Consider the following 22332-nt stretch of genomic DNA (forward strand, 5'->3'; position numbering starts at 1 on the left):
CATGAGCCGGTATTGGTCTCCGATTGTCGATACACTGAAGCCCTATGTCGCTGGCGAACAGCCGCGCATCCGGAATCTCGTCAAGCTCAACACCAATGAAAACCCTTACGGCCCTTCGCCGAAGGTGCTTGCCGCCATCCGTGCGGCTGCCGACGACGGTCTGCGGCTTTATCCCGATCCCGCGGCGACGATGCTTCGCGAGGCGATCGCCGCGCATTTCGGAGTGCAACCGGACGAGGTTTTCGTGGGCAACGGTTCCGATGAGGTGCTGGCTCATACGTTCCAGGCCCTGCTGAAGCACGACATGCCGCTGCTCTATCCGGATATCACCTATAGCTTCTATCCTACCTATAGCCGGCTTTATGATATCGATGCTGTCGAGATTCCGCTCGACGAGGCCTTTCGCATCCGGCTTGCAGACTACGATCGGTCCTGCGGCGCGATCATCATTCCCAACCCCAATGCGCCGACTGGTGTCGGTCTGTCGCTTGCGGAGATCGAGACGTTGGTGGCCGGGCATGGGGATGCGCCGGTGGTGATCGATGAGGCCTATATCGACTTCGGCGGCGAGACCGCAGCGGGTCTGATCTCCCGCTATCCAAATCTGCTGGTCGTTCAGACGGTGTCGAAATCCCGATCGCTGGCCGGTATGCGTGTCGGTTTCGCGCTGGGTCAACGGCCGCTGATCGACGCTCTCGAGCGGGTGAAGGACAGTTTCAACTCCTACCCGCTCGATCGGCTTGCGCAGGTCGCCGCCACCGCGGCCGTCGAAGATGTGGATTGGTTCGAGACCTGCCGACAAAAGATTATCGCGACGCGCGAGCGCCTGACCGGCGAACTTCAAAGGCTTGGCTTCGAGGTGCTGCCATCGCGGGCGAATTTCGTCTTTGCCAGACATCCAGACCTGCCGGGTGCGGAAGTCCATGCAGCGCTGCGTGCCGAAGGCGTGCTGGTGCGGCACTGGAACAAGCCGCGAATCGCCGACCATCTGCGCATCAGCATCGGCACGGATGCCGAATGCGAGCGGCTGATCGAAGTCTTGAGGAGCCTTCCGCCGGCTGGGAAATGATGCAGCAAAACATCAGGCTTTTTCCCGGTCAATGATGATTGGCGAGGAGATATTGTCTCTCCTCGCTATTGCCGCAATTCATGGTAAATCAGGTGTCTTCACAGAAGACGGGGACTTCGATTTACAATGCTCAAGAAAATTGCAATCGTCGCGCTTTCCGCGACCTATCTTTCTGCCTGCACCACGACCGACCCCTATACGGGTGAACAGAAGGTTTCCAACACCGCAGGCGGCGCGGCGATCGGCGCCGGCGTTGGTGCTCTCGCAGGCCTTGCCATTGGCGGCACAGGCAAGAACGGCGCCCGCAACGCGCTGATCGGCGCCGGCATCGGCGCGCTCGCAGGCGGCGGGATCGGCGCCTATATGGACAATCAGGAAGCAGAACTGCGGGCCCAGCTTCAAGGCACCGGCGTTTCGGTGACCCGCATGGGTGACCGCATCATCCTCAACATGCCGTCCAACATCACTTTTGCCACGGACCAGGATCAGGTGATTCCGCCCTTCTACCGGACGCTCGATTCAGTCGCGATCGTGTTGAACAAGTTCAACAAGACCTTCATCGACGTGAACGGCCATACGGATTCGACCGGCAGCCTGCAGCATAACCAGGGCCTGTCCGAGCGCCGCGCCGCGTCCGTGGCGAATTATCTGGCAGGCCGCGGCGTCGATCAACGCCGTATGTCGACCATGGGCTTCGGCCCATCGCAGCCGGTTGCTTCCAATGCGACGCCGGACGGACGTGCGCAGAACCGGCGCGTCGAGGTGCAGATCGCGCCGATCACGCAGGGCTGATTGGAAACAGGGAGCGAGGCGGGCCGCTCAGATGCGGCTCGTCAGCAGCTTTAAGCCGGCGGCGCTGTAGACGATCGCCATCGTGCCTTCGATCCATCGCCGAGCGGCCTTGTAACCGCGCAGCGCATGTGGCGTCGAAAACACCATGGCATAACCGATGAAGATCATCAGGCTTGAAGAGATGCAGACGCCTATGATCAGCAGGATCGCAGCGGTCGGTGCATTTTCCGGCAGGCCGAGCGAAATGATCGCGAGCCATGCGAAAATCGCCTTCGGGTTGGTGACGTGGATGGCGTAACCACGCAGCCAGAGTTGGCGCGCCGTATAGTTCGTGCTGAGATTGCCGATCGCAGCTTTCGAATCCGGCAGGCGGGCCGATTTGTAGGCCTTCCAGGCGAGGTAGATCAGGTAGAGCCCGCCGAGCACTTTCAGGATTTCCAGGCCGATCGCATAAGAGCGGAGCAGGGCGGCAAGGCCGAGTGCGGCGGCGCAGGCCCAGGTGAACGAACCGCAGGCTATACCAAGCGCCATGATCAGCCCGGCGTGTCGGCCCTGCGAGATCGATGTGCCGATGATGGCGAAATTGGCAGGGCCCGGGGTTGCGACATTGATGATATAAGCGACGTAGGCCGGCCACATATACGACAGGTAAGTCAGGGCGTCTGACATCTTCCCTCTTTTCAGCTTTCACGATCTGCAATGAAACGTGCAGTTTCCTGCAGTATCACGGCCTTCTCTCCGTACGGAGCCAGTAGATCAATGGCTTCCTTGGTCAAAGCGCCAAGTCGGTCTTCTGCCCAGGCCATGCCATGCAGCGCAACGAGCGTACCCTTTCCGCGTGCGGCGTCCTTGCCCGTCGCCTTACCCATGGTGACGGTATCCGAGGTCAGATCGAGCAGATCGTCAGCAAGCTGGAAAGCCAGGCCGATCTTGCGACCAAATGCACGCATTCTTTCGCGATGTCCCGGCTCCGAGCCCGCGATGATGGCGCCCGCTTCGCAGGCAAAACGCAGAAGTGCGCCCGTTTTCATCGACTGGAGTGTCGTGATACCGACTTCGTCCGGAGGAGACTTCTCTGCCGCGAGGTCGAGCGCCTGACCGCCCACCATGCCACCAAGCCCGGCGGCGCGAGCAAGCGCCAGCACAAGTTCTGTCTTCAATCGGTCGGCAAGTACCGTCTCCGGAGCGGCGATGATATCGAAAGCATAGGTAAGCAGGCTATCCCCGGCCAGGATTGCCGTCGCTTCGTCAAAGGCCTTGTGTACCGTCGGTCGGCCGCGACGCAGGTCGTCGTTATCCATGGCTGGCAGATCGTCGTGGATCAGCGAATAACAGTGCAGGCACTCCAGCGCCACGCCGACCCGAAGCGCAGCATCCGGCGGTCCGCCGAGCAGGAACGCGCTTTCGCGGGCTAGGAAGGGTCGGAGCCTTTTGCCGCCGTTCAGCGATCCATGGCGCATGGCTGCCATGAGATGCGAGGGGCGGACAATCTCTTCGGGAAGAGTGGCATCGGACAGCAGCGACGCAAGCAGAGCTTCCGTCTCGGCGGCACTCTCCCGCAAGCGCTCTTCGAATACTGTCTTCGTGTCCGTCATGGCCGCTGTTTGGCATGCCGATGGCTGACTAGCAACGGCGATTTATCGGGTCATGGGAAGTTTTCGGCATCAGACTCGCCTTGGCTCCATTCAGAGTCTATGAAATCCAAAACAAGGAATGAGCGGGACATTGGACATCACGCCGGAGCAGCACGTGCAGGAGGAAGAGCCCGTGAAGGACAGACGGCGCTCGTTTTTCCCCAATCTCATCCGGCGGCTCGTATTGATCGCGATCGCTCTCGTGCTGCTGCCTTATCTTTTTATCTTTGTTTATGCCTTGCCGTTCATCCATCCCGTCTCGACCCTGATGCTGTCGGAACTGGTGCTGTTCCGCGGTTACGACAGGCGCTGGGTGGATCTCGATGATATCTCGCCCAATCTCGTCCGTGCGGTCATGATGTCGGAAGACGGTCAGTTCTGTTTCCACGGCGGGGTTGACTGGACGCAGATGCGCGGCGTGGTCGAGGATGCGCTGGACGGAGAGGCGACGCGCGGAGCCAGCACCATTTCCATGCAGACGGTCAAGAACCTGTTTCTCTGGAATGGCCGCTCCTTCATCCGCAAGGGGCTCGAACTGCCGCTTGCCATTGGGGCAGATTTCGTCTGGTCGAAGCGGAGGATGATGGAAATCTACCTTAACGTCGCCGAATGGGGGCCTGGCATCTATGGAGCGGAAGCCGCAGCCCGGCATCATTTCAAGATTCCGGCCTCGAAGCTCAGCTCCCGGCAGGCGGCGCTTCTCGCCGTTTCGTTACCCAACCCGATCACGCGGGTCGCCGGCAAGCCCGGTCGCGGCATGCAACGGCTGGCCGGCATTGTCGAGCGCCGCGCGCGCAATTCCGGCGACTATATCAAATGCATTTATGATTGACTTCTAGCAATTTCATTGGTCGCGCTCGGCTGTTGCGATTATAGGCTGAATGAACCAACCGGAGGCGTGGCCCATGGAAAAACTCACCCTTTACATCGGCAACAAGAACTATTCCTCGTGGTCCTTACGTCCCTGGATTGCGATGACTGCGGCGGGCATTGATTTCGAGGAAGTGTTGATCCCCTTCGATTTTCCGGCCGGCAATCCGAAGTTCAAGCCGATTTCGCCGACAGGCAGGGTGCCCGTCCTGCACCACGGCGATATCCGCGTTTGGGAATCGCTGTCGATCATCGAATACGTAGCCGAGCTTTTTCCAGAGAAAGGCATTTGGCCCAAGGCGGTTGCGGACCGGGCCGTCGCCCGCTCGATCTCCATGGAAATGCTCTCCGGCTTCCGGGCGCTTAGAAACGCCTGCCCGATGAATATGCGGCGCCCGAAGCGCAAGCTCGATCTGCCGGAAGGCGTGATGGACGATGTGACGCGGATTGAGACGATCTGGCGTGAAATGCGGGCAAAGTCCGGCGGGCCGTTCCTGTTCAGCGCCTTTACCGGAGCGGACGCCATGTTTGCGCCTGTCATCAACCGTTTCGACGTTTACGACCTTGTGACCGATGCCGATACGCTTGCCTATATGGCGGCGATGAAATCCCATCCGGCCTGGGTCAAATGGCAGGAGGCGGCGCTTGCCGAGTCCTGGATCGTGCCGGAAGACGAAGCCTAACGAGGCAATGTCGAAAAAATCCCGGCGGGGACTGGTCAAAGCCCTGCCGGACATGTATAAGCCCGGCAAATTTCCGAGATCGAGACGTGATGAGTTCGGCCTCAGTTCCGGCCGGGGATCATGTTTTGCACGAAGTGGAGTAACGAAATGGCTGTACCGAAGAGAAAAACGAGCCCGTCGAAGCGCGGTATGCGCCGCTCCGCCGACGCACTCAAGGCTCCGACCTATATCGAAGACAAGAACTCCGGCGAACTGCGCCGCCCGCATCACATTGACCTGAAGACCGGCATGTACCGCGGCCGTCAGGTTTTGACGCCGAAGGAAAACGCATAAGCGTTGCTACGGAAGTTCGCTTGAAGGGCCGGCCTTGCCGGCCTTTTTTGTTTTTTGCGAAGCCTTGCGCAAAATGCAGGCCGGCATCACAGTTCGGCCAGTCCATTTCTCGTGCTCCGGAGCCGCTCATGCTAGCTGCATTGCCGCTGATGATTTTCCCGTTTGTTCTCTACAACGTTGCCATGTTCGGCATTCTGGGTGGCGGCGGAGTTGTTGCGCTTGGCAATATCGTCAGTTCGCTCCAGATGCTTTCCGGTGCCATCTGGACGATGACGGTGGGCGACGCACTGATTGTCGTCGCACTCGTTTTTCTCTTTGTCGAAATCCTCAAGGCGAGCCGTAACGGTCGTGGCTCGCTTCTCAATCACATGCTGTCGATGCTGGTCTTCGTGGCCTACCTGGTTGAATTCCTGCTGGTCAGGGATGCCGCTACGCAGATTTTCTTCATCCTGATGACGATCACTTTCGTCGATGTCATCGGCGGTTTTGCCGTCGCAATCCGCTCGGCCGGTCGCGACGTTTCGATCGGACTCTGATCCAGGTTCTACAGATCAGAGATTATCGAGACGGTTCTGAAGGTTGCGAAGCTGTTCCTTCAATTCGTCGATATCTTTCGAATCGGTTTTCTTGGCAGCCGAGGCAGGCGGCTGGGCCGTAAAAGGCGAGAACATCTGCAGCGCCTGGCGAAACATTTCCGTGTTGCGGCGTACCTGCTCTTCCATCATCTGCATGGGCGCCTGCAGGTTCTTGCTAAGCGGTGTATCGCCGAAAGCACGGGTCATCTGTTCGCGCATCTGCACCTGCTGATCGGTAAACGCCTTCATCGAATGTTCCAGGAAGGTCGGTACGACCATCTGCATCTGGTCGCCGTAATAGGAAATCAACTGCCGTAGGAAGGAAATCGGCAGCAGCGTATTGCCGGTTTTGGATTCCTGTTCAAAGATGATCTGCGTCAGCACCGAGTGAGTGATGTCCTCGCCGGTCTTGGCATCCTGAACGACGAATTCTTCGCCTTTCTTCACCATCTTCGCCAGGTCTTCCAGCGTCACGTAAGTGCTGGTGCCTGTATTGTAGAGGCGCCGGTTGGCGTATTTTTTGATTATGATTTCGCCTTCGGTCTTTGCCATGATTGCCTCCTGCTCCCGTCAATATGGTTTGGTTATATCGATTGGCTGCTTCTCCCGACAGGAATGTAAGCCTAAATGAAGCGGACTTACAATCGATTTGTGCGATGCGGCGGTTGACTTGTTGCGCAGCAAACCCGCGAAAACTGAGGAGCATTTTTAGGTAAGGATCGTCGGCCCGCAGGATGTTTGACTCTGCGGTCAAGCTTTGTCAGTCTCGCGGATAAATATCTTAATAAGAGGAGACGTCCCATGACCAATCCATCCATCGTGATCGCGTCTGCCGCCCGCACGGCAGTCGGCTCATTCAACGGTGCTTTTGCCAATGTCCCGGCCCATGAACTGGGTGCTGCGGTGATCAAGGGCGCGCTTGCGCGTGCCGGTGTCGACGCGTCCGAGGTGGATGAGGTTATCCTCGGTCAGGTTCTGCCGGCGGGCGAGGGGCAGAATCCTGCCCGGCAGGCGGCGATGAAAGCCGGAGTGCCCAAGGAGAAGACCGCCTGGGGCGTCAACCAACTCTGCGGTTCAGGCCTTCGCGCCGTCGCGCTCGGCATGCAGCAGATTGCGCTGGGCGATGCGAAGATCATCGTGGCCGGCGGCCAGGAGTCCATGTCCATGGCGCCCCATTGCGCGCATCTGCGCGGCGGCGTGAAGATGGGTGATTTCAAGATGATCGATACCATGATCAAGGACGGGCTGACGGACGCCTTCTACGGCTACCACATGGGGATCACGGCGGAGAACATCGCTCGTCAGTGGCAACTCTCCCGCGATGAGCAGGACCAGTTCGCCGTATCCTCCCAGAACAAGGCGGAGGCCGCGCAACTCGCCGGCCGCTTCAAGGACGAGGTTATCCCGTATGTCATCCAGACGAGGAAGGGGGACGTGACCGTGGAAAACGACGAATTTATCCGCCCCGGCACGACGCTCGATGCACTAGCGAAGCTTCGTCCTGCCTTCGACAAAGAAGGGACGGTGACGGCTGGCAACGCTTCAGGCCTCAATGACGGAGCGGCGGCGGCTGTTCTGATGACGGAGGAGGAAGCTGTCCGCCGGGGTATCACGCCGATGGTTCGCATCGTTTCCTGGGCAACCGCGGGCGTCGATCCGCAGATCATGGGCACAGGCCCGATCCCTGCCTCCCGCAAGGCGCTGGAAAAGGCCGGCTGGAAAATCGGCGACCTCGACCTCGTCGAAGCCAACGAAGCCTTCGCGGCCCAGTCTTGTGCCGTCACCAAGGATCTCGGTCTCGACCCGTCGATCGTCAACGTCAACGGCGGTGCTATTGCCATCGGTCACCCGATTGGCGCTTCCGGTGCGCGCATCCTCAACACGCTCCTCTTCGAGATGAGGCGTCGCGGCGCAAAGAAGGGTCTCGCGACGCTGTGTATCGGCGGCGGCATGGGCGTCGCCATGTGCCTCGAAGCCATGTGATGTCGTGGATGGCCCGCCAGCGTTGAAAAAATGCGCCGCGGGCTATCGTCCTGACGAAAGCCTGTCAAAATAAGTAAGTATCCGGTCACACAGAAGGACAGGATCAATCTGAGAAGGGGAAAACAAATGAGCAGGGTAGCGTTGGTTTCGGGAGGAACACGGGGAATCGGTGCTGCGATCTCTGTGGCGTTGAAGGCTGCGGGTTATCGGGTGGCTGCCAATTTTGCCGGTAATGAGGAAAAGGCGAAAGCCTTTCATGGCGAAACCGGTATTCCCGTCTTCAAATGGGATGTGTCCGATTATCAGGCCTGTGTTGAAGGTATAGCCGAGATCGAGACAGCGCTTGGTCCGGTCGAGATCCTTGTCAACAATGCGGGTATTACCCGCGACGGCATGTTCCACAAGTTGACACCGGAACAATGGAATGAGGTAATCGGCACAAACCTCACCGGCCTCTTCAATATGACACATCCCGTCTGGAGCGGCATGCGGGAGCGCAGTTTTGGCCGCGTCATCAACATTTCCTCCATCAATGGCCAAAAGGGCCAGATGGGGCAAGTGAACTATTCCGCAGCCAAGGCCGGTGATCTCGGCTTCACCAAGGCCCTTGCTCAGGAGGGTGCGGCGAAGAACATTACCGTCAATGCGATCTGCCCCGGTTACATTGCCACGGAAATGGTTCGGGCTGTGCCGGAGAAAGTGCTGAATGAGCGGATCATTCCTCAAATCCCGATTGGTCGCCTCGGTGAGCCGGAAGAGATAGCCCGATGTGTTGTTTTCCTCGCTTCGGATGAAGCTGGCTTCATCACTGGCTCGACGCTCACGGCAAACGGCGGCCAGTTCATGGCCGGTTGAACTTTTCGCGCGTTAACCTTTAGGTGGATTCCGTCGCGCAAATGTGCGTGAAAATCATCTGTCACTATGGCTAACACGCTGTTTTCCCACCAAATGTTGCGGTGAACAAACCGGGAAAAAGACAATGTCGCCGATTCGTCAGCGTTTCGTTCCGGCTTTGGTCAAAAGTTAACACAGGGCCGATTGGGCAAAATAAAGCCGGCGTTGGTTGCAACGCCGGCTTCCGAGAAATCCAGAATATATCAGCGATAGCGGCAAGGCGCTTCGTAGGTGCGACCGTACCGATCCCGATAGACACAATAGCCGCGCCGCTTCTCGGATTCGCCAATTGCAGCGCCGACAAGACCGCCGGCCACAGCGCCCACCGCAGCGCCACCCCAGCTATTGGTGACAGCACCGCCGATGACTGCACCGGTACCCGCGCCAATCGCGGTGCCCTTCTCCGTAGAGGTACACGAGGCGAGCGCGCCGATCATGCAGCCCACAATCAGAATCTTTTTCATGTTTATTCCCTTCCCTTGGTGACATACGGCTGCGCCGCTCTTAAATCCTGCCCATCAGCAACAGGATGATGATGATCAGGACGACGAGGCCCAATCCGCCCGACGGACCGTAACCCCAACCTCGGCTATAGCCCCAATTCGGCAGCGCGCCAATCAGGAGCAGGATGAGGATGATGAGCAATACCGTTCCGAGCATGATTTTCCACTCCGCTAGATAATCCGGTATGGATTTGGCGAGGAAACGCGCCCTCGCAATTTTTGTTCCAAGGGATCGACGTGGCGCCCATGTCACATGTGGTTAAAGGCCGTTAGCCAACGTTAACGAGGGCATTCGTGATTCGTTTCCGAGCCCTCCGTAGGCCGTTCTTCTTGCGTCTTCGATCGGCAGATACCCACAATATCTTGTAAGAACAAAACGGGAATATGGAGATGTCGGCGATTCGTCGATGATTCGTTCCGCCTTTGGCCTGAATCTTAACATGGGCTGGTTTAGACGGTTGAAGTCCTTGAACTCGTTGAAGAAAGGTTAATCATATCAAGGGATTGACTCCGTCATCTCTCTGTGGGTGCACAGCCTCCGGGTGAATCTCCAGATTGTCGACACCCAAATTGAATGCAGATTCAGGATGTCGTGGCGGGAAATCGAGTCTGGTCAATATATAGCCGTGAACAAAGGCTGAATCTTCTTGAGTCTTCGATTCGTCTCCGATTCGTTCGCATCTGTTCCCGCATGGATGAAATACGAACGGCTGAATGTTGGGTTAAGCCTGCCAAACCGAGATTCTTCGGCAGCAAAACCATTCTTCAGGCTTGCGTTTGTCGGCTGGGATCGCCATGTGTGGCGTGGCTTGAGGTTTTCGCAAAGGCGAAGCCGAAGCCGTAAGTGATGCGCGGAACTTGGCTTTGAATTTCCAGCCCATGATGCCCACCGGGCGCGGCGTCACCGCCGTCCTCGGCCCCACCAATACCGGCAAGACCCATTATGCCATCGAGCGCATGGTTGCGCATGGCACCGGTGTGATCGGCCTGCCGCTTCGGCTGCTGGCGCGCGAGGTCTATACGCGCCTTGTCGAGAAGGTCGGGGTTTCCTGGGTGGCGCTCGTCACCGGCGAGGAAAAGATCACTCCGCCGAACGCCCGCTTTTCAGTTTGCACCGTCGAGGCCATGCCGCGGGAGACGAGAGCCTCCTTCGTCGCGATCGATGAAGTGCAGCTTGCCGGAGACCTGGAACGCGGCCATATCTTTACGGATAGAATTCTGCATCTGCGCGGCCGCGACGAGACCCTGCTTCTGGGAGCCGCCACGATGCGGCCGATCCTTGAAAAGCTGCTGCCGGGTATTGCCGTTGTCGAACGTCCGCGTTTGTCCCAGCTATTCTATGCAGGTCAAAAGAAGATCACCCGACTGCCGCAACGTTCGGCGATCGTGGCGTTTTCCGCCGATGAGGTTTATGCGATCGCGGAGCTGATCCGTCGCCAGCGGGGCGGGGCTGCGGTTGTTTTGGGCGCGCTCAGTCCGCGGACGCGCAATGCCCAGGTCGGGCTCTACCAATCGGGCGACGTCGAATATCTGGTTGCTACAGATGCAATCGGCATGGGTCTTAATCTCGATGTCGATCACGTTGCTTTTGCGCAGGACCGGAAATTTGACGGTTATCAGTTCCGTAATCTCAATCCCGCCGAACTCGGCCAGATCGCCGGCCGTGCGGGCCGGCATCTGAGAGATGGGACGTTTGGCGTCACCGGACAGGTCGCGCCGTTCGATGACGAATTGGTGGAGCGAATCGAAAGCCATCAGTTCGATCAGGTGAAAGTGCTGCAATGGCGCTCGAAGAATCTCGATTTTTCCACACTGCGCGCGCTGCGCGAAAGCCTGGATGTTTCTCCGACGATCATGGGACTCACTCGGGCGCTGCCTGCGACCGATAGCCAAGCACTTGATCATCTTTCGCGTTATCCCGAAATCCAGGATGCCGCGACGACACCGGAAAGGGTCGAAAAGCTCTGGGAGGCCTGTGCGCTGCCGGATTACCGCCGGATTGCGCCGGCACAGCACGCGGACCTTATTTCGACTCTTTTTTCCGATCTTGTGCGCTATGGAACAGTAAACGAGGATTTCATGGCGGAGCAGGTCCGCCGTGCGGACCGGACGGATGGCGAGATCGACACGCTGTCTGCCCGCATCGCGCAGATCAGGACCTGGACCTACGTCTCCAACCGTCCCGGCTGGCTTGCCGATCCGACACACTGGCAAGAAAAGACACGGGAAATAGAGGATAGGTTGTCGGACGCGCTACATGAAAGGTTGACGAAACGCTTCGTTGATCGCAGGACATCTGTGCTCATGAAGCGCCTGAGAGAGAATGCGATGCTGGAAGCTGAAATCAGTGTGAATGGCGATGTCTTCGTGGAGGGACATCACGTCGGGCAATTAGCCGGATTCCGGTTCACGCCCGTCACGGGGACGGAAGGACCTGACGCCAAGGCGGTGCAGGCGGCCGCCCAAAAGGCGTTGGCGCTGGAATTCGAGGCGCGAGCGGCGAGACTTTATGCATCCGGCAACAGCGATTTTGCTGTCGGCTCCGATGGTTTTGTGCGCTGGCTCGGCGAACCTATCGCCCGTCTTTCGGCAAGCGACCATGTGATGCGTCCGCGTGTCATCCTATTGTCCGATGAGCAGCTCACCGGCAATGCCCGCGAACACGTTCTCGCTCGCATCGAGCGCTTCGTGAACCATCATATCGCGACGGTCCTGAAGCCGCTCGACGACCTATCGCGTGCCGAGGATCTGCAGGGGCTTGCCAAGGGGCTTGCCTTCCAGATCGTCGAAAATCTTGGCGTACTCTTCCGTCGCGACGTAGCCGAAGAGGTGAAGTCGCTCGATCAGGATGCGCGTGCCTCGATGCGGCGCTATGGTATCCGGTTCGGCGCCTACCACGTCTTCATGCCGGCGCTTCTGAAGCCGGCTCCGGCCGAGCTCATCACGCTTCTCTGGGCGTTGAAGAACGACGGCCTCGACAAGCCCGGTTACGGCGATCTGATCCCGGCGCTTGCTGCTGGTCGCACCTCGGTCGTTGCGGATCCGAGCTTCGAGCGAATGTTCTACAAGCTCGCAGGCTTCCGCTTCCTCGGCAAGCGTGCGGTGCGTATCGACATTCTCGAGCGCCTGGCGGATATCATCCGCCCGCTCCTTCAGTGGAAGCCCGGCACGACGCCGCGTCCGGAAGGCGCCTATGACGGTCGTCGTTTCACGACCACGACTGCGATGCTCTCCATTCTCGGCGCGACGCCGGACGACATGGAGGAGATTCTGAAAGGGCTCGGCTATCGTGCTGATGCCGTGATGGCGGAAGAAGCGCAGGCTTTCCTTGAGACTCAGAATGCGAGCGCTGCCGGGGCTGCGATTCCCGCCGCAACCGAAGAGGCCTCGCAGGCCGCGATGAGCGATGGTGCAGACACAAGCGACGCCTCGAGGGGCGTGATTGAGGGAAGTGTTGAACTTGCCCCTGTGGAGGCTGTAGCGGAAGCCGCAACCGAACAGGCGTCTGCCGCTGTTGCGACAGATGGAGATGGAGCAAAGCCTGCCGAACCCGAGGAGCCGAAGCCGATCCTGCTCTGGCGTCCAGGCGGTGGCCGAGACAACCAGCGGAGCGGGCGTCAGCAAAATGGAGATCGCCGGGGTCACGGCGGACAGCGGAATGCCGGCGGGGAACGGCCCCAAGGATCCCAAGGTCATCGTGATGATCGTCGGGATGCACGTCAGAACGGCGATCGAGACCGACGGGACGGCGGGAGGCCGAATCGCGATAAAAACCGGGGGGATCGCCCGAATCGTGGGGAACGCCCTGAAGGCGGGCAGCGGCCTGAGCGGAACGACCGCGGCAAAGGGCCGCAGCCGGCCCGTTTCGAAGCGAAGCCGCCACGCAAAGAGAAACCGATCGATCCGGATTCGCCCTTTGCAAAACTTGCAGCTCTCAAGGAGCAGATGAAGAAGTGAGGCCATGACGGAAAAAGAGCTACCGGACGGTTCGCGACAGCGCATCGACAAGTGGCTTTTTTTCGCCCGCATCGTGAAATCGCGTTCGCTTGCCCAGTCGCTGATCGCCGCGGGTGCAGTGACGGTGAATGGAGAGATCTGCAGTCAGTCCAGCCGTACGATAAAACCTGGAGACCGCATTGAACTTGTCCTGGAGCGGCGGGATGTCATCCTTGTCGTTCGTGCTGGCGGCTGTCGCCGAGGTCCGTTTGAGGAGGCTAAGCTTCTCTATGGCGACCTGACGCCGTCTCCGGACAAGAAGACGCGGCTCACGCCTTTCGAGCGGGCGCAACGTGGCCTTGGCGCGGGCAGATTCGGTGGCCCCGATCGCTGAAAGAACCGGAAACCGATAAAGGGTCATGCTGAGGAATAAAGCTTCTCCAATTTGGCCTCGGAAGGATTGTTTAACCTTGCTAAGCAAGGCCAAAGGCTTTACCTGACAGTCGAAAAGCCGGATTGCCTGCCTCCTGTCCTCTTTTGCAGTAAGGGTTTCGCCTCTCCCGGCTTTCCGGTGTGCCGGCGCTTTCCTGCCGTCGACACGACCGCTGTCCGCGATAGTCTTGGAGTGCCGCATGACGTATGTCGTGACCGACAATTGTATCCGCTGCAAGTACACCGACTGTGTTGAGGTTTGCCCGGTCGATTGTTTCTATGAAGGCGAAAATTTCCTGGTCATCCATCCGGATGAATGTATCGACTGCGGCGTCTGCGAACCGGAATGTCCCGCCGAAGCGATCAAGCCGGATACCGAGCCGGGTCTCGACAAGTGGCTGAAGCTGAATGCCGAGTTCGCCCAGGTCTGGCCGAACATCACTGTCAAGCGCGACCCCTTGCCGGATGCCAAGGAGATGGACGGCGTCGAAAACAAGTACGATCAGTTCTTCTCTACAGAACCCGGAAAAGGCGATTGAGCTTTGCCGAAATGGCATGGCTCGACAGAGGCCTCGAATCACTCTGCCTTTTTGATGGGCAGAGGGTTGGCCGTGCCCTCTGAGCACATGCAAAAGCAAATTATTGATTTCCGCACTTTTTTGTGGTACACATCGCGAACTGTTCCACAAGGTGGCACTGGCGTGCCCAAAAAACATCACGAAAGCAACAGATCATCCAAAACGCGGTATCCGTGACATTGCAACGCTCGAATGTTGTCGATCGCAATTCGCGGTGGGATCTGTTTTTCGCGCGCGTTGGTCGGACCAGTATGGAGTGACCCGACGGTATCCCCCGTCTCATCCGGGCCTGACCGACCCGGTTTCCCCGACCCGAAAAACGGGTGAGTAACAGGGAGTTTGTGAAACGAATGACGACCCAGCAGAAGAAGAATTCTCCCGCCCGCCAAGGCTTCAAGACCGGCGAATCGATTGTTTATCCTGCTCATGGTGTAGGTATGATCACTGCCATTGAAGAGCAAGAAGTCGCGGGCATGAAGCTCGAACTTTTCGTTATCGATTTCGAAAAGGACAAGATGCGCCTCAAGGTGCCGGTCGCAAAGGCCGTGAGCATCGGCATGCGCAAGTTGTCCGAAACGGATTTTGTCGAACGCGCCCTCAAAGTTGTTCAGGGCAAGGCACGTGTGAAGCGCACCATGTGGTCGCGCCGTGCCCAGGAATATGACGCCAAGATCAATTCCGGCGATCTGATCTCGATTGCTGAAGTGGTCCGCGACCTTTATCGCGCGGAGAACCAGCCGGAGCAGTCCTATTCGGAGCGCCAGCTCTATGAAGCTGCCCTCGATCGCATGGCTCGTGAAATTGCTGCGGTGAACAAGATGTCCGAAACGGAGGCCGTTCGCCTCGTCGAGGTCAATCTTGCCAAGGGGCCGAAACGCGGCAAGACCATCGAAGAGGATGAGGCTCAGGAAGAGGCAGCCTGATCTTTTTGATCATCGTATTCTCTTAAAAACCCGGCCTTCGAGCCGGGTTTTTTATTGGAACTTTTTCCGCTGCCACGCGTTTACCCGCCGGTACGGCGAACTGACACTGCATCGACGCAGTTTCGTTTCGCCCCCGGAATACGTATCGCGGGCGGATAGTCGGGCTCTCGGGCCGATGTGAACTTCCGCGAAGCTCAAACGAGGGGAGCAAAGGCAGCAGGTCTCCAGATACGCATCACCGGTCCCGTGAATCGTTTCGGAATTCCTCCTTGCTGTTTTTGTCGGATCAGACCGTTCACGGAGAACACGATGACAGCCATGTCCGCAGACCGAACCATGATCAAGATAGCGATGTCCGCTCCCTATCTCGCCCGAGAGGAAGAGCGCGATCTGGCGGTCCGCTGGAAGGACGATCGCGATCAGGAAGCACGCAACCAGATCGCCCTTGCGCATATGCGTCTCGTTATCGCCATGGCTTCCAAGTTCCGCGGGTTCGGATTGCCGATGAGCGATCTTGTTCAGGAAGGCTATGTAGGGCTGCTCGAGGCGGCGGCAAGGTTTGAACCGGCGCGGGATGTTCGTTTTTCCACTTATGCCAGCTGGTGGATCCGTGCTTCCATGCAGGATTATATTCTTCGCAACTGGTCGATCGTTCGTGGCGGCACGAGTTCTGCCCAAAAGGCGCTGTTCTTCAATCTCCGTCGGCTACGTGCCAAGCTTGCCCGAGGCGACAGCAATCTGACTGCCCGAGCCATTCATGAGGAGATCGCTGTCGCTCTCGGCGTCAGCGTTGCCGACGTCCAGACGATGGATGCACGTCTTTCCGGCAATGACGCTTCCCTGCAGGCTCCATCGATAGCCGGCGATGCGGATAGCGGTGAGCGATTGGACCTGCTTGCGAGCGGCGAGCCACTGCCGGATGAACAGGTTTCCGGCATGATAGATGGCGAACGGCGCCTGAAATGGCTGCAAGGCGCGCTGACCAAGCTCAATGACCGGGAAAAGAAAATCATCCGTGCACGTCGCCTGACAGACGAAGGTGCCACGCTCGAAGCTCTCGGCGCTGAGCTCGGCATCTCCAAGGAGCGTGTCCGACAGATCGAGAGCCGCGCGATCGAGAAACTCAAGCTGGCACTGGTTTCCGCCAATCCGCAGATGGCTGCCGTCTGCTAAGCGAGTTTCGGCTATTCCGAAATGATCTTGACCTTCTGGCCGGGCGACACAACTGCACCGGCTGGAAGTGCATTGATCAGTTTGAAGAGATCGAGTTTTCGATCCGTGCCCATCATGCGGACGGCGAGCGAGGCGACGGTGTCACCCTGAGCGACCGTAACGATGCGTACCCGCAGTGGCTTCAAGGACGCAATCTCTTCTCGCGTCATGCGCCGGAAGCTTGACCGCAAGACGTCGGCCGTCGTCTGCAGGGCGGTACTTCCCTTGGGTACGGCAGTAAGGAACCGGAAAATCTTGTTGTCGACGCGGATGACCGTGACGTCGAAATCCCAGCGGTCGGCGGAAGCGCGCGCGTTTGCACCAGGCAATCCATTCACTTCGATCTGATGTACCGTATCGGGCTGTAGGCCAGCCACCCAGCCGCTTGTCAGGTAATTGGTCAAGCTGTTGTTGTCGTCGGCGGCAACACCATCAAAACGGATGGCCGTTTCACCCGGGCCTGTTGCTAGAACAGCTTCCACCTTGTTGTCGATGCGGAAATCCCGCGGAACGTCGAAGCGAATGCCGAGTCCGCCATGGAGGAAAGTCTCGCCGCGGACATAGCCCTCCTGAGGGCTATCACCGTAAAGCAGCCCGTCGATGCCGGCAAGATAATAGTCGCGCCCCTTGTCGCCGACCGTTCCCTCCTGACCGAAATTGCGGGCGTGGCGGCGTGCCAGGTCGACGCGCTGGGTCGAATTCGGGTGGCTCGAGAGGAAGTCAAGGCTCTGGTCGCTGTCCGGATCCACAGCCGAATAACGGGCATAGGCGGCCATGGAATCGAGGAAACGGGCAGCAGCGTAAGGATCGTAGCCGGCTTCTCCGAGCATCCGCACGCCGATTACGTCGGCTTGCAGTTCCTGCTGGCGCGAGAAGGCTGCAAGTCTAAGCTTGCCGCGGGCGAGCGCCTGTTTGCCGGCGAGGTCGCTGGAAAGCACTTCCGTCACGACGCGGCTTGCAATGACCTCCGCTTCCTCCCGGCGCTGGCGTTCGATACCGTGGTTGGCGGTTACGTGGCCCATTTCATGGGAAAGGACCGCTGCAACTTCGGAGGCATCATTGGCCAGCGCCAGCAGGCCGCGCGTTACGTAAAGATAGCCGCCCGGCAATGCGAAGGCATTGATTGCCGGCGAATTCAGAATGGTGATCCGGAAAGACTGGTTCGGGTTCTCGGAGACTGCCGTCAGCGCACCGGCAATGCGGGCGACCAGTCGCTCCGTCTTGGCGTCGCGATATTCTCCGCCATAGCTTGCGACGATACGGGGATGCTCCCTTGCACCCATCTGCGCCCGGGGATCGTTCTTTTGTACTTCATCGACGATCTGCGGTGAATTCGAGGGCGAAACGTTTGGTGTATAGGCCTGTTCGAAGATCGACTGGCAGCCGGCCAGCACGACGCCGCTCAGCAGGAGGGCGCCCAGAACTCGAAGGCCCGCCATGAAGCGGGCTCTCCGCAAGATAGCCAGGCTCGCCGTATCGCGCCTCATCGTCCTCGTGTTTCGCACCATCATTCCCACGGCCCGCCTTCCGGCTTCGAAAGGTTCCCTTCAACCCAAACCGGTTCACTCTCTATCTCCGCTTAGCGATTTTAGCGTCGCATGCACAGATAGTTATTGAGATATGTCTTACCGGCGCGTTTGCAAAGAAAAACCCCCATCGCTTTGTGGCGATGCCATTGCGTCACGTCCAAATTGTGGCGAGCCGGATAACGGACGGTTCGCCACGGTTTCGAAACGTGATCCGGCAAAAGGGCGATCAGACGACCCGATCAGCCGGAGAGGAATTCAGCGAGTGCCGGGATATCACGCCTGGCAAGGAATTCCGTTGTGGGTGCCTGGAGTAAAATTTGTCCGTAATCGATGAAGATGGCATGGTCGGCAAGCCGCCCGACCTCGTCCGGATCATGAGTGACGATCAACACGGTATTGCTCACCTCGCGGTGCAGTTCGAGCAGCAGCTTCGCCATCGAAAGGCGAAGACCCGGGTCGAGCGCCGCAAAGGGCTCGTCCATCAGCAGAACGGGCTTTTTGCGCACCAGTGCCCGGGCGAAGGCGGCCCTCTGCCTCTCGCCACCCGAAAGCGTGCCCGGCATGCGTTTCTCGAAGCCATCGAGGCCGACCCGTTGCAGCGCCTTGGAGATCGCTCTTCGGTCATCCGCGGAAAGCCGCAGCGATGGGTTGATGCCCAGGCCGATATTGGTGAACAGATCGAGGTGCGTGAAAAGATTGTTGTCCTGGAAGATCAGCGAAACCGGGCGTCCGGAGGGATGCTCGTGCGTCACGTCCTCGCCGCCGACCAGGACATGGCCTCGATCCGGCGTTTCAAAGCCAGCCACAAGGTTCAGCAAGGTCGATTTGCCGGAGCCCGACGGGCCGGTCACGGCCGTCACAGCACCGGCAGGCAGGGTACAATTGAAATGAAAGTCCTTTGTGCCAAGCCGGAGTTCGACCTTGTCCAGCACGACGCCATCAGTCATGTCTCGCCTCCTTTTGGCCGGCCGTGCCGAGCATGGTCAGCAACAGGCAGATGATGCCGAGGAGGAGTGCCAGCCCATCAGCGTCGTTGGTGCGATAGCTGGAGAGCCGGCTGTAGACAAGCCAGGGAAGCGTCGTGAGATCGTTGGAGCCGAATAGTGCTACCGCGCCGAGATCGCCGAGTGACAAGGCCATCGCGAAGGAGAGACCCGTCAAAAGGGGTCTTATCAGAACGGGCAGGTCGATTCGTCGAAGCTTTGCCAAGCCAGAAATACCGAGACTTGCCGATAGTCTGCCGGATTGCTGACGATGGGTCTCAATTGCCGGCGCGAGCACGCGCATAACGAAGGGCAATGCCATCAGCATATTGATCAACACCAGCAAAACCGGCGCAAAACGGGTAACATCCCCGATGGAGCGCAGGGTGAGGAACCAGCCGGTCCCAAGCACGACGGGCGGGATGAGGAGCACCAGAGAGGACATACCGCCAAGCAGGGCGGAGAACCCCTTGGCGGCTTTTCCAGGTCGCTTCATATCGGTCACAGCACCGCGGGCGGCAATGATTGCCAGCGATGTAAGGACGGCGAGCAGGCCGCCAGTAAGTGCGATGATAAAACTCGTCCATGTGGCGCGAAGGAAGGCGGTGCTGGTCGCAAGGTTCCAGAGATCGGCCTTCAGCCCGGCAAAGACGATCGAAGCCAAGGGCAGGACCAAGAAGGCGGTGGCGACCGAAATGGCAAACGCATCCCAAAGTCGTGCGGGCACGGTCCGGCCGTCGAAACGACGGGTCGCCCGACCTGCTGTCATGCCCGCATCGTCCGGTATGGGAAACCGCGCCATGGCGATCAGGATCAGCGCGGTAACGCCGATCTGCAGGAGCGCGAGCGCGACGGCGCGCGCGGGGGCGAAATCGAAACGCAGTGATTGGTAGATTGCAACTTCGAGCGTCGTTGCCGCAGGTCCGCCGCCGAGCACGAGCACGAGCGTGAAACTGGTGGCGCAGAGCATGAAGATCAGGCCGGCAATGCCGGGAATGACGCGTTGCACAGCCGGCCACTCGATGAACCGAAAGACCGAAAATGGTCGCATGCCGAGGCTGGAGGCGAGCTGCCAGTATTCCGCCGGAAGCCGCTCCAGCGCGGCGAGCAGCAGCCGGGCGGCGAGCGGCAAATTGAAAAAGACATGGGCCAGCAGAATGCCGGTAAGTCCGTAGATGCTGACCGGCTGGTCGAGGCCGAGTTTCAACAGCAGGCTGTTGATCACGCCCTGCCGGCCCCAGATGCCGATAAGACCCAGTGCGCCGATCAGCACCGGCAGGCCCATGGGAACCGCCATTAACCGGATAATCCAGACACGTACTGGAAAACGGGGGCGGCGCGCAAGCGCCAGCGTAACGGGTATTGCAAAAGCGATAGAGAGCAGCGTCGAAAGCACAGCCTGCCATAGGGTAAAGCGCAGGATTCGCCAGGTATAGGCCGTGAAGAGCCGGGCTCTTGTGTCCCCGACATCCCATGAAAGCAGTGCGGCGACCGCAATGCCGACGAAGAGGGCGATGCCAATGAGGCTCAGCAGGCCCCAGGCAATCCCCCGGCGTCGTTCGGCTCGGGTCAGCAAGGCGGAGGCCTTAGTTCATGCTCATGGCGGTCAGCCATTCGTCGATCCAGGCCTGCCGGTTCTTTGCCACCTCGTCCGAGCCCATCAGGAAGGTCGTTTCCGGTTGCACGAGCTTGTCGAAGGCGTCCGGCAACGGCTCGGATGTCTTCGAAACCGGCATCATCCAGTTGGTGGTGGGGATAATGTCCTGAAAGGCAGGTGAGACCATGAACCTGAGGAACTGTTTGGCCAGATCCTTGTCGGACGCGTTTGTCAGCATGCCGGCTACCTCGATCTGGATGTAGTGACCTTCCGAGAAGGATGCGGCCTGGTAGCGGTCGGTCTTTTCCTCGACCATGTGATAGGCGGGCGAAGTGGTGTAGGAGAAGACCATCGGCACTTCACCCTTTGTGAGAAGGCCATAGGCTTCCGACCAGCCGGGGGTGACCGTCAGTACGCGCTTCCTGAGCTTCGCCCAGGCTTCCGGCGCCTTATCGCCGTAGACCGACCTCACCCAGAGCAGCAGGCCTAGTCCCGGCGTCGAAGTGCGCGGATCTTCGATTGCGATTTTCTGCGAGAGGTCGCCCTCCACCAGTTCCTTCAGGCTTTTGGGCGGATTCTTCATCACCTGGGTATCATAGACGACGGCGAAATGACCGTAGTCATAGGGGATGAAAGTATCGTCGGTATAATTCCCGGGCACGCTGATAGCGGATGTATCGAGGCCGTGTGGTTCGAAAAGGCCGGTTGCCTTGGCTTCCGAAATCAGGTTGGTGTCCAGGCCGAGTGCGATATCGGCATTCGTCTTCTCGCCTTCGAGCTTGAGGCGGGTGAGGAGCGCCACACCATCGGCAACACCGACGAAATTGAGCCTGCAGGTGCAGCTCTTTTCGAAAGCTTGCTTGACCTTCGGGCCAGGCCCCCAGTCGGAGACGAAGCTTTCATACGTATAGACAGTCAGTGTCTTTTCCTGCGCCTGAGCGGACAGTGAAAAGGAAAGGGCGGCCGTGGCCGCGAACATCGAAAGAACGATCTTGCGCATCAACGCTTCCTCTTTTGATTGCGGGAATAGGCGCTGATGGGAAGCCGTCTAATCCCTCCGCCGGTCTTAACCGGATCAGGTTCCGCGGGTTGGCAAAGCCTCTCAGCCACACCGGCGTGGCACCCCGTTAGAGCGAATCAGGTGTAGCGGCGGCGGGATCGGCTGGCAAGAGCCTGCACCGCGATCAGGCAGCGCTCATATCCATGTCGATGACTTCCCCGACGTGGCAAGGACGGGATTGTGAAACCGACATCGCGCCAGGATTTTCTCTTAGTGATGCTGGTTCCGGTGGAACACCTTAAGTTCGCGCGGTACGACCGCCATGCCGTGAAGCCGGTTCGCAATGGCATAATCGATTGTTCTTTCCATGACCTCCGGCATGACGGGCTTGGTGAGAACACCAAGAGAGCCTTCCACGCCATCTTCGAGATCATCAGGGGTCGCGGTCATGAAGATGACCGTCACGCCATATCGTTCGGCAAGGCGCCGTCCGATCTCCGGACCGGTTTTGCCATCGGTCAGATTGACGTCGACGATGGCGATATCGGCGCGCGGTGCCAGTTCCAGGGCATGTTTTCTGGCATTGGCAAAACCCGCCACCTTCAGTCCCATATTTTCGACGGTTTCGGCAATATCGAGAGCGATCAGGAACTCATCCTCCACGATCAGCACCCGTTGACTCGTCACCTCACTGGGTGGCCGACGACGCGTTACATTTGTCAGCATGAGACGTCCCCACATGGTTTCCGGTCCTTAATTCCGATCGAGGCAATAACTGGCGCCTCGACCGTGAACACAGGCAGAAC

General features: G+C 58.9%; 23 protein-coding genes and 1 riboswitch. Of the genes, 13 read left to right on the top strand and 10 right to left on the bottom strand.

Annotated elements, in window-relative coordinates:
• Window position 1 precedes the first annotated feature (1 nt).
• Both hisC and J2046_RS24035 read left to right on the top strand, forming a co-directional pair.
• Entirely contained in the window at window positions 2-1069 is a 1068-nt protein-coding gene (gene hisC, locus J2046_RS24030; RefSeq protein WP_210056191.1) for a histidinol-phosphate transaminase, read from the top strand.
• Window positions 1070-1195: 126 nt separating this feature from the next.
• Window positions 1196-1861, top strand: coding sequence for an OmpA family protein (locus J2046_RS24035; protein ID WP_037156571.1), 666 nt, complete (start codon window positions 1196-1198; stop codon window positions 1859-1861).
• Window positions 1862-1888: 27 nt separating this feature from the next.
• Here J2046_RS24035 and J2046_RS24040 read toward each other — a convergent pair whose 3' ends face one another.
• Entirely contained in the window at window positions 1889-2530 is a 642-nt protein-coding gene (locus tag J2046_RS24040) for a LysE family translocator (RefSeq protein WP_210056193.1), read from the bottom strand.
• A gap of 11 nt (window positions 2531-2541) precedes the next feature.
• Window positions 2542-3456, bottom strand: a complete 915-nt coding sequence (locus J2046_RS24045) for a polyprenyl synthetase family protein (RefSeq protein WP_210056195.1) — start codon at window positions 3454-3456, stop codon at window positions 2542-2544.
• 130 nt (window positions 3457-3586) lie between these two features.
• Between J2046_RS24045 and mtgA the strand changes: the two genes are divergently transcribed.
• The 4 genes from mtgA (at window position 3587) to J2046_RS24065 (ending at window position 5917) form a co-directional block, all read left to right on the top strand.
• Window positions 3587-4327: a monofunctional biosynthetic peptidoglycan transglycosylase gene (gene mtgA / locus J2046_RS24050; protein WP_411828548.1), complete on the top strand. Its 741-nt coding sequence runs from the start codon at window positions 3587-3589 to the stop codon at window positions 4325-4327.
• Window positions 4328-4400: 73 nt separating this feature from the next.
• Window positions 4401-5048, top strand: a complete 648-nt coding sequence (locus J2046_RS24055) for a glutathione S-transferase family protein (RefSeq protein ID WP_210056199.1) — start codon at window positions 4401-4403, stop codon at window positions 5046-5048.
• A gap of 147 nt (window positions 5049-5195) precedes the next feature.
• The gene (rpmF, locus tag J2046_RS24060; protein ID WP_003535764.1) at window positions 5196-5381 is read left to right on the top strand and encodes a 50S ribosomal protein L32; all 186 of its coding nucleotides are present in this window, start codon (window positions 5196-5198) and stop codon (window positions 5379-5381) included.
• A gap of 128 nt (window positions 5382-5509) precedes the next feature.
• Window positions 5510-5917, top strand: a complete 408-nt coding sequence (locus J2046_RS24065) for a hypothetical protein (RefSeq protein WP_210056201.1) — start codon at window positions 5510-5512, stop codon at window positions 5915-5917.
• 15 nt (window positions 5918-5932) lie between these two features.
• On the opposite strand, the gene phaR is transcribed toward J2046_RS24065, so the two are convergent.
• A complete protein-coding gene (phaR, locus tag J2046_RS24070; protein ID WP_210056203.1) occupies window positions 5933-6508 on the bottom strand; it encodes a polyhydroxyalkanoate synthesis repressor PhaR in 576 nt (191 codons plus the stop codon).
• Between the two features lie 249 nt (window positions 6509-6757).
• On the opposite strand from phaR, the gene J2046_RS24075 reads away from it, so the two are divergent.
• Both J2046_RS24075 and phbB read left to right on the top strand, forming a co-directional pair.
• Window positions 6758-7939: an acetyl-CoA C-acetyltransferase gene (locus J2046_RS24075; RefSeq protein ID WP_210056204.1), complete on the top strand. Its 1182-nt coding sequence runs from the start codon at window positions 6758-6760 to the stop codon at window positions 7937-7939.
• A 126-nt stretch (window positions 7940-8065) separates the two neighbouring features.
• Window positions 8066-8794: a beta-ketoacyl-ACP reductase gene (phbB, locus tag J2046_RS24080; RefSeq protein WP_210056206.1), complete on the top strand. Its 729-nt coding sequence runs from the start codon at window positions 8066-8068 to the stop codon at window positions 8792-8794.
• Window positions 8795-9036: 242 nt separating this feature from the next.
• Here the strand turns inward: phbB and J2046_RS24085 are convergent, their stop codons facing one another.
• Together J2046_RS24085 and J2046_RS24090 are read right to left on the bottom strand one after the other, a co-directional pair.
• Window positions 9037-9297: a YMGG-like glycine zipper-containing protein gene (locus J2046_RS24085; protein ID WP_210056208.1), complete on the bottom strand. Its 261-nt coding sequence runs from the start codon at window positions 9295-9297 to the stop codon at window positions 9037-9039.
• A gap of 40 nt (window positions 9298-9337) precedes the next feature.
• Window positions 9338-9493 (bottom strand): DUF3309 family protein, encoded by a 156-nt coding sequence (locus J2046_RS24090; protein ID WP_081952972.1) that lies wholly within the window; start codon window positions 9491-9493, stop codon window positions 9338-9340.
• Between the two features lie 701 nt (window positions 9494-10194).
• Here J2046_RS24090 and J2046_RS24095 point away from each other — a divergent pair.
• The 5 genes from J2046_RS24095 to J2046_RS24115 all read left to right on the top strand — a co-directional run bounded on the left by J2046_RS24095 (window position 10195) and on the right by J2046_RS24115 (window position 16378).
• Entirely contained in the window at window positions 10195-13293 is a 3099-nt protein-coding gene (locus J2046_RS24095; RefSeq protein WP_210056210.1) for a helicase-related protein, read from the top strand.
• Between the two features lie 4 nt (window positions 13294-13297).
• On the top strand, window positions 13298-13666 hold the full coding sequence (locus tag J2046_RS24100) for an RNA-binding S4 domain-containing protein (RefSeq protein WP_210056212.1): 369 nt from the start codon (window positions 13298-13300) through the stop codon (window positions 13664-13666).
• Window positions 13667-13904: 238 nt separating this feature from the next.
• Entirely contained in the window at window positions 13905-14243 is a 339-nt protein-coding gene (gene fdxA, locus J2046_RS24105; RefSeq protein WP_037156591.1) for a ferredoxin FdxA, read from the top strand.
• Between the two features lie 389 nt (window positions 14244-14632).
• Entirely contained in the window at window positions 14633-15205 is a 573-nt protein-coding gene (locus J2046_RS24110; protein ID WP_037156593.1) for a CarD family transcriptional regulator, read from the top strand.
• Window positions 15206-15514: 309 nt separating this feature from the next.
• Window positions 15515-16378, top strand: a complete 864-nt coding sequence (locus tag J2046_RS24115; protein ID WP_210056214.1) for an RNA polymerase factor sigma-32 — start codon at window positions 15515-15517, stop codon at window positions 16376-16378.
• 11 nt (window positions 16379-16389) lie between these two features.
• Here the strand turns inward: J2046_RS24115 and J2046_RS24120 are convergent, their stop codons facing one another.
• The 5 genes from J2046_RS24120 to J2046_RS24140 all read right to left on the bottom strand — a co-directional run bounded on the left by J2046_RS24120 (window position 16390) and on the right by J2046_RS24140 (window position 22252).
• Complete coding sequence (locus J2046_RS24120) at window positions 16390-17856, bottom strand: M48 family metalloprotease (protein ID WP_233470237.1); 1467 nt, start codon at window positions 17854-17856, stop codon at window positions 16390-16392.
• Between the two features lie 329 nt (window positions 17857-18185).
• Window positions 18186-18893, bottom strand: coding sequence for a thiamine ABC transporter ATP-binding protein (locus J2046_RS24125; RefSeq protein WP_210056218.1), 708 nt, complete (start codon window positions 18891-18893; stop codon window positions 18186-18188).
• Window positions 18886-20505, bottom strand: a complete 1620-nt coding sequence (gene thiP / locus J2046_RS24130) for a thiamine/thiamine pyrophosphate ABC transporter permease ThiP (protein ID WP_210056220.1) — start codon at window positions 20503-20505, stop codon at window positions 18886-18888. Before thiP ends, J2046_RS24125 begins: the two co-directional genes overlap by 8 nt.
• A 10-nt stretch (window positions 20506-20515) precedes the next feature.
• The gene (gene thiB, locus J2046_RS24135; protein ID WP_210056222.1) at window positions 20516-21526 is read right to left on the bottom strand and encodes a thiamine ABC transporter substrate binding subunit; all 1011 of its coding nucleotides are present in this window, start codon (window positions 21524-21526) and stop codon (window positions 20516-20518) included.
• Window positions 21527-21561: 35 nt separating this feature from the next.
• Window positions 21562-21663, bottom strand: a riboswitch (TPP riboswitch).
• A 133-nt stretch (window positions 21664-21796) separates the two neighbouring features.
• Entirely contained in the window at window positions 21797-22252 is a 456-nt protein-coding gene (locus J2046_RS24140) for a response regulator (RefSeq protein ID WP_210056223.1), read from the bottom strand.
• Window positions 22253-22332 lie beyond the last annotated feature (80 nt).

Source organism: Neorhizobium petrolearium, from assembly GCF_017873175.1.
GTDB lineage: Bacteria > Pseudomonadota > Alphaproteobacteria > Rhizobiales > Rhizobiaceae > Neorhizobium > Neorhizobium petrolearium.